At 69.2% G+C, this 6,011-nt stretch carries 7 protein-coding genes; 2 read left to right on the top strand and 5 right to left on the bottom strand.

What is annotated here, in order from left to right; all coding sequences use genetic code 11:
• Positions 1–246: 246 nt before the first annotated feature.
• From ACF068_RS31520 to thyX, 3 genes are all read right to left on the bottom strand, one after another.
• On the bottom strand, positions 247–1,932 hold the full coding sequence (locus ACF068_RS31520) for a ribonuclease J (RefSeq protein ID WP_392277736.1): 1,686 nt from the start codon (positions 1,930–1,932) through the stop codon (positions 247–249).
• Positions 1,933–2,044: 112 nt separating this feature from the next.
• Entirely contained in the window at positions 2,045–2,944 is a 900-nt protein-coding gene (dapA, locus tag ACF068_RS31515) for a 4-hydroxy-tetrahydrodipicolinate synthase (RefSeq protein ID WP_392277735.1), read from the bottom strand.
• Between the two features lie 199 nt (positions 2,945–3,143).
• Entirely contained in the window at positions 3,144–3,884 is a 741-nt protein-coding gene (gene thyX / locus ACF068_RS31510; protein WP_392277734.1) for an FAD-dependent thymidylate synthase, read from the bottom strand.
• A gap of 187 nt (positions 3,885–4,071) precedes the next feature.
• Here thyX and ACF068_RS31505 point away from each other — a divergent pair, with 187 nt between their 5' ends.
• Entirely contained in the window at positions 4,072–4,314 is a 243-nt protein-coding gene (locus ACF068_RS31505) for a hypothetical protein (protein ID WP_392277733.1), read from the top strand.
• A gap of 107 nt (positions 4,315–4,421) precedes the next feature.
• The gene (locus tag ACF068_RS31500) at positions 4,422–4,967 is read left to right on the top strand and encodes a hypothetical protein (protein WP_392277732.1); all 546 of its coding nucleotides are present in this window, start codon (positions 4,422–4,424) and stop codon (positions 4,965–4,967) included.
• Positions 4,968–5,045: 78 nt separating this feature from the next.
• Here ACF068_RS31500 and ACF068_RS31495 read toward each other — a convergent pair whose 3' ends face one another.
• Together ACF068_RS31495 and ACF068_RS31490 are read right to left on the bottom strand one after the other, a co-directional pair.
• The gene (locus ACF068_RS31495) at positions 5,046–5,450 is read right to left on the bottom strand and encodes a hypothetical protein (RefSeq protein WP_392277731.1); all 405 of its coding nucleotides are present in this window, start codon (positions 5,448–5,450) and stop codon (positions 5,046–5,048) included.
• Positions 5,451–5,549: 99 nt separating this feature from the next.
• Positions 5,550–6,005, bottom strand: coding sequence for a hypothetical protein (locus ACF068_RS31490; protein WP_392277730.1), 456 nt, complete (start codon positions 6,003–6,005; stop codon positions 5,550–5,552).
• Between the last annotated feature and the right edge of the window lie 6 nt (positions 6,006–6,011).

Raw genomic sequence — 6,011 nt, 5'->3', positions numbered from 1 at the left:
TACCAGATCCGTTTTCCGTTCCGTTTCCGGTTCGGATTCTGTTTCCGGTGGCCGTTGGAGGGCCTTTGCCTTTCGGCTGCTCCGACTTTATCAGAGATTCTGAGTCGGAATTTCCGGCTCTTCCCGGGCACCCTTCGAGGCACACGAAGGTGCCGGGTTCCCGTTCAGGCGGAGCCGTAAACGTACTGGAGCGGGGCGCCCCGATGCAAATCGAGGGGCCCCGCTCCGCGACGAGCTGGTGGAACGTCAGACCTCGACGACCACGGGGAGGATCATCGGCCGGCGGCGGTAGGAGTCGGAGACCCACTTGCCGATGGTGCGGCGGATGAGCTGCTGGAGCTGGTGCGGCTCCGCGACCCCGTCCGCGGCCGACTTGGCGATGGCCTCGTGCACCTTCGGGATGACCGCGTCGAAGGCGCCGTCCTCGATGCCCGAGCCGCGCGCCTGGATGTGCGGGCCGCCGACGACCTTGCCTGTCGTGGAGTCGACGACCACGAACACCGAGATGATGCCCTCGTCGCCGAGGATGCGGCGGTCCTTCAGGTGCACCTCGGTGACGTCGCCGACCGAGAGGCCGTCGACGTACACGTAACCCGCCTGGACCTTGCCGACGATTTTGGCCTTGCCGTCGACGAGGTCGACCACGACGCCGTCCTCGGCGATGACGATCCGGTCCTTGGGGACACCCGTCAGGGCGCCGAGCTCGGCGTTGGCGCGGAGGTGGCGCCACTCGCCGTGGACCGGCATCAGGTTCTTCGGCCGGCAGATGTTGTAGAAGTACAGCAGTTCGCCGGCCGAGGCGTGGCCCGAGACGTGGACCTTGGCGTTGCCCTTGTGGACGACGTTGGCGCCCCAGCGGGTGAGGCCGTTGATCACGCGGTAGACCGCGTTCTCGTTGCCCGGGATCAGGGACGACGCCAGGATCACGGTGTCGCCCTGGACGATGCGGATCTGGTGGTCGCGGTTGGCCATGCGGGACAGGGCCGCCATCGGCTCGCCCTGGGAGCCCGTACAGACCAGCACGATCTCGTGGTCCGGGAGGTCGTCGAGGGTCTTGACGTCGACGACCAGGCCGGCCGGGACCCGGAGGTAGCCCAGGTCACGGGCGATGCCCATGTTCCGGACCATCGAACGCCCGACGAAGGCGACTCGTCTGCCGTATTCGTGGGCCGCGTCGAGGATCTGCTGGATGCGGTGCACATGGCTGGCGAAGCTGGCCACGATGATGCGCTTCTGCGCGCCGGCGAAGACCGAGCGCATGACGTTGGAGATGTCGCGCTCGGGCGGGACGAAGCCCGGGACCTCGGCGTTCGTGGAGTCCGACAGCAGGAGGTCGATGCCCTCCTCGCTGAGGCGCGCGAAGGCGTGCAGGTCGGTGAGACGGTTGTCCAGCGGGAGCTGGTCCATCTTGAAGTCGCCGGTGTGCACCACCATGCCCGCGGGGGTGCGGATGGCGACGGCCAGGGCGTCGGGGATGGAGTGGTTGACCGCCACGAACTCGCAGTCGAAGGGGCCGAGGCGCTCGCGGTCGCCCTCCGTGACCTCCAGGGTGTACGGACGGATCCGGTGCTCCTGGAGCTTGGCCTCGATGAGCGCGAGCGTCAGCTTCGAGCCGATGAGCGGGATGTCGGGCTTCAGCCGGAGCAGGAAGGGGACGCCACCGATGTGGTCCTCGTGGCCGTGCGTGAGCACGATGCCCTCGATGTCGTCGAGGCGGTCCTTGATGCTGGTGAAGTCCGGCAGGATCAGGTCGATGCCGGGCTGCTCCTCCTCGGGGAAGAGCACGCCGCAGTCGACGATCAGCAGGCGGCCGTCGAACTCGAAGACGGTCATGTTCCGGCCGATCTCGCCGAGACCGCCGAGCGGGGTGACGCGCAGGCCGCCCTTGGGCAGCTTCGGGGGCGCGCCCAGTTCAGGATGCGGATGACTCAAAAGACTCTCCTCACCACACGCGCCACGTACCAGTGAGGCACGTGGCGCGCATGACATTCGTGCACTTGCTGTTGTCTGATGTTGATTTCGTATTCAGTTATGAAGTCCGTTGCTACAGCTGTACCCCGCCGGCGGCGAGGTCGATCTTGAGCTGAGCGGTTTCCTCCGGGGAGAGCTCCACGAGCGGCAGACGCAGCGGCCCGGCGGGGAGGCCCTGGAGGGCGAGGGCGGCCTTGGTGGTGATCACGCCCTGGGTGCGGAACATTCCGGTGAAGACCGGCAGCAGCTTCTGGTGGATCTCGGTGGCCTTCTGGACGTCACCGGTGAGGTGGGCGTCGAGGAGGGCGCGGAGCTCCGGGGTGACGACGTGGCTCACGACGGAGACGAAGCCGCAGGCTCCTACGGAGAGCAGCGGCAGGTTGAGCATGTCGTCGCCCGAGTACCAGGCGAGGCCGCTGCGCGCGATGGCCCAGCTCGCGCGGCCGAGGTCGCCCTTGGCGTCCTTGTTGGCGACGATGCGCGGGTGGGCGGCGAGGCGGACGATCGTCTCGGTGTCGATCGGGACGCCGCTGCGGCCGGGGATGTCGTACAGCATCACGGGGAGGCCGGTGGCGTCCGCGATGGCCGTGAAGTGCCGGAAGAGGCCCTCTTGCGGGGGCTTGTTGTAGTACGGGGTGACGGCGAGCAGGCCGTGCGCCCCGGCGCGTTCGGCGGCGCGGGCGAGTTCCACCGAGTGGTGGGTGTCGTTGGTTCCGATGCCGGCGACGACGTGGGCGCGGTCGCCCACCGCCTCCAGGACCGCTCGTACGAGCTGGTCTTTCTCCGCGTCGCTGGTGGTCGGGGACTCGCCGGTGGTGCCGTTGATGACGAGACCGTCGTTGCCTGCGTCGACCAGGTGGGCGGCGAGCCGCTGGGCGCCGTCGAGGTCGAGTACGCCGTCCGCCGTGAAGGGCGTGACCATGGCGGTGAGGACCCGCCCGAAGGGGGTCTGCGGAGTGGAGATCGGAGCCATGGGTAACACGCTACTCGCTGCTCTGCCCGCCGGGTCCCCTCGGGGGACGTGAGGGAGGTGGAGCCCGGCACTGCCTGCTCGGGGGTTCAAGCAGTGCCGGGTCCGTTTGATCAGCCTAGATGAACTTCTCGAAACGCCGCAATACGGACACTTCGGGCGGATGATCCGTACATCTGTACCGGGCTTTGACCTGGGACGACTACGGAGCGACGCGGCCGTTCGCGTTGAAGGCGGCGTACGTCAGGGGCATCAGCCGGGCCCACTCCTGCTCCATCTTCTCCCCGACCATCTCGATCTCACGCTGGGGGAAGGACGGGACCTTGGCCAGCTCGTGCTGGGTGCGCAGCCCGAGGAAGTGCATCAGCGAGCGGGCGTTGCACGTGGCGTACATCGAGGAGAACAGGCCCACCGGGAGGACCGAACGGGCCACCTCGCGGGCGACGCCGGCGGCGAGCATCTCCTGGTACGCCTCGTACGCCTGGACGTAGGAGGTCTCCATCGTGCGCTCGACGAGCGCCTGCTGGTCCTCGGTGCCCTCCACGAAGACGTACTTGCCGGGGCGCCCCTGCTGGACGAGCTTGCGGGAGGCGTCGGGGACGTAGAAGACGGGCTGGAGCTCGCGGTAGCGGCCGGACTCCTCGTTGTACGACCAGCCCACGCGGTGCCGCATGAACTCGCGGAACACGAAGATCGGGGCGCTGATGAAGAACGTCATCGAGTTGTGCTCGAAGGGGCTGCCGTGCCGGTCCCGCATCAGGTAGTTGATCAGCCCCTTGGAGCGCTCGGGGTCCTTCTGGAGCTCCTCCAGGGACTGCTCGCCGGCCGTGGAGACGCGGGCCGCCCACAGGACGTCGGAGTCGGCGGCGCTGTGCTTGACCAGCTCGACGGTCACTTCGCTGCGGAAACTGGGCTTGAGGTCTTCGGCGGGGGTGTCGGTCACCGACGCGGTCCTTCCCTTTGCATCGTTGGGCGGCGCCCACTCTACGGCCCGGCACCGACAGCCGAGGACGAGGCGGGGACGGCTGACATCGTTCGATCGATGCGGGGAAATCGGGCACCAAACCGCTGCTTCGCGCGTCTGTCCCAGTAGCAGCGTCCATCACCCGCATTCCAAGGAGGGTTCTCACATGTTCCGCCGGCGTGAGGCAGTCCCGTTCGCGTTCGTCGCCGAGGCCGACCGCTTCCGCAGTAACGTCACTCCCCCGACTCGGCAGCGTCCCAGCATTTCCGAAGTGACCGGTCGTACGCTGATCGGGCTGACCGTCGTGGCCGGTCTGGTCGGGTCGCTGCTCTTCGGCCTCCCGGCGATGGAGTCGGGTCCCGGTACCACCGGGCACGGCCAGCAGTCCGAGGCTTCCCACGGGCGCTGAATCGGGCACTCCCCCGTACGGCCACCCTGGAGTGGCCGGTCGTCGGACCGCTGGGTAGCCTCACCCGGCACAGCCCCATCGAGCGTGCGTATGAGTGAGGACCAGCCGTGCCCCTGCCCTTCCTGACGGCCGACCGCGGTTTCGACACCGACGAGGACGTCGCGCTGCCGTTCGACGACCACGACCAGTGGCGCCGCCCGTACCGCCCGGGGCCCTGGCGGGTCGCGGCGGCGGCGCTGGCGCTGCTGCTCGCCTCGTTCATGCTGCTGGCCACCGTGATCATCGCCTTGGCGGGGGGGCTGTCCGGCGCCGCCGTGTGCTTCGGGCTGGCGGCGCTGGTGATCGTCTGCGCGTTGCGGATGCTGCGCGTCGGGACGTGGGTGAGCCGGCACGGTCTGCGGCGCGTCGCCTTCTTCCGTACGACGACGCTGCCGTGGTCGCGGGCCGGGGGCGTCCGTACGGTGCAGCAGCCCGTGCGGTGGCTGGGGCTGCCGAGGACCGTGCAGGGGCAGGCCCTGGTGGTCGCGCGCAAGGGTGGCGAGCAGCTCGCGCTGCTGACCGACCACAACGCGGACTTCCTGGCCCGGGTCGAGGCCTTCGAGCGGGCGGCCGACACGGTCGAGGCGTGGAGCGCGGAGTACGCGTCGTCCTAGGCCGACCCCGCGCCATTCGCCGTACCGCAGTCGTGTCCGGGCTCCGGTCCTCCTCGGGAGGGCCGGAGCCCGGTCGTTTCAGCGGGCGAACCAGGCCTTGCTCTCGGCCGAGGCGAACGTGGTGACGACGGCGACGGCCAGCAGGAGGCCGACGATCACCGTCGGGCCCCCACCGGAGAAGAGGGTGAACACGGCGCCGGCCATCAGGATCACCTCGATGACGATCACGGCGACCCGCACCCAGTCCAGGCGCCGCAGGGTGAGCACCGCCGCGGCGATCAGCGCGGCGGCCGCCAGCAGCGACACGTACGCCATGGCGCGCAGGACGCCGGCGTCCTCGTCCTGTCCGTGGTCCACCCGGTCGCTCACCAGGGAGAGGATGAGGACCGCGGCGAGCACGTTCATCAGACCCTGGAACCACACGGCCACCAAGGCGAACTTGAGCTTGCCGGGCATCGGCGCGGGTACTGCTCGCTGACTCATGACGGACTCCCCCCTCGTCGGTAGGGAGAGCATGGACGTGGCCGCGCGGGCTGTCCAGATGCCGCGGAAGCGTATTTCGTCCGGTTGCCGGAGCCCCGGTCAGGTCCCGACGGGCCGCCTGCCCTCGTGGAGGGCGATGGCCCGCTGCATCGCCTTGCGGGCGCGCGGGGTGTCGCGGGCGTCGTGGTAGGCGACCGCGAGACGGAACCAGCAGCGCCAGTCGTCGGGCGAGTCCTCGGTCTCCGCGCGCCGCCGGGCGAAGACGGCGTCGGCCGAGTCGCGGACGACGCGGCCGCTGGGGGTGCGCTCCAGCTCGTCGGCCGGCAGTCCGCCCTCGGCCTCCAGTACGGCGGCCAGGCGGTTGGCCTTGGTGACGAACCGCGTGTTCTGCCACAGGAACCAGACGCCGATGACCGGCAGGACGAGCACCGCGCAGCCGAAGGTGACGGTGAGCGCGGTGCCGTGCTGGATCAGCATCACACCACGGCTGCCGACCAGGACGAAGTAGACGACCAGGACGGCTGCCGTGACGAAGTAGGTGATCTTGGCGCGCATGAGGTG

Source organism: Streptomyces sp. NPDC016309, from assembly GCF_043077235.1.
Classification (GTDB): Bacteria; Actinomycetota; Actinomycetes; order Streptomycetales; family Streptomycetaceae; genus Streptomyces.
The sequence above is the reverse complement of the archived record's forward strand: the minus strand, read 5'-3'. Positions and strand labels throughout refer to the sequence as shown.

What these genes read in the sequence shown, in the direction of transcription:
- dapA (WP_392277735.1), bottom strand. Translation starts at nt 2,944, where the DNA reads ATGGCTCCGATCTCCACTCCGCAGACCCCCTTCGGGCGGGTCCTCACC.
- ACF068_RS31495 (WP_392277731.1), bottom strand. Translation starts at nt 5,450, where the DNA reads ATGAGTCAGCGAGCAGTACCCGCGCCGATGCCCGGCAAGCTCAAGTTC.
- ACF068_RS31490 (WP_392277730.1), bottom strand. Translation starts at nt 6,005, where the DNA reads ATGCGCGCCAAGATCACCTACTTCGTCACGGCAGCCGTCCTGGTCGTC.
- ACF068_RS31505 (WP_392277733.1), top strand. Translation starts at nt 4,072, where the DNA reads ATGTTCCGCCGGCGTGAGGCAGTCCCGTTCGCGTTCGTCGCCGAGGCC.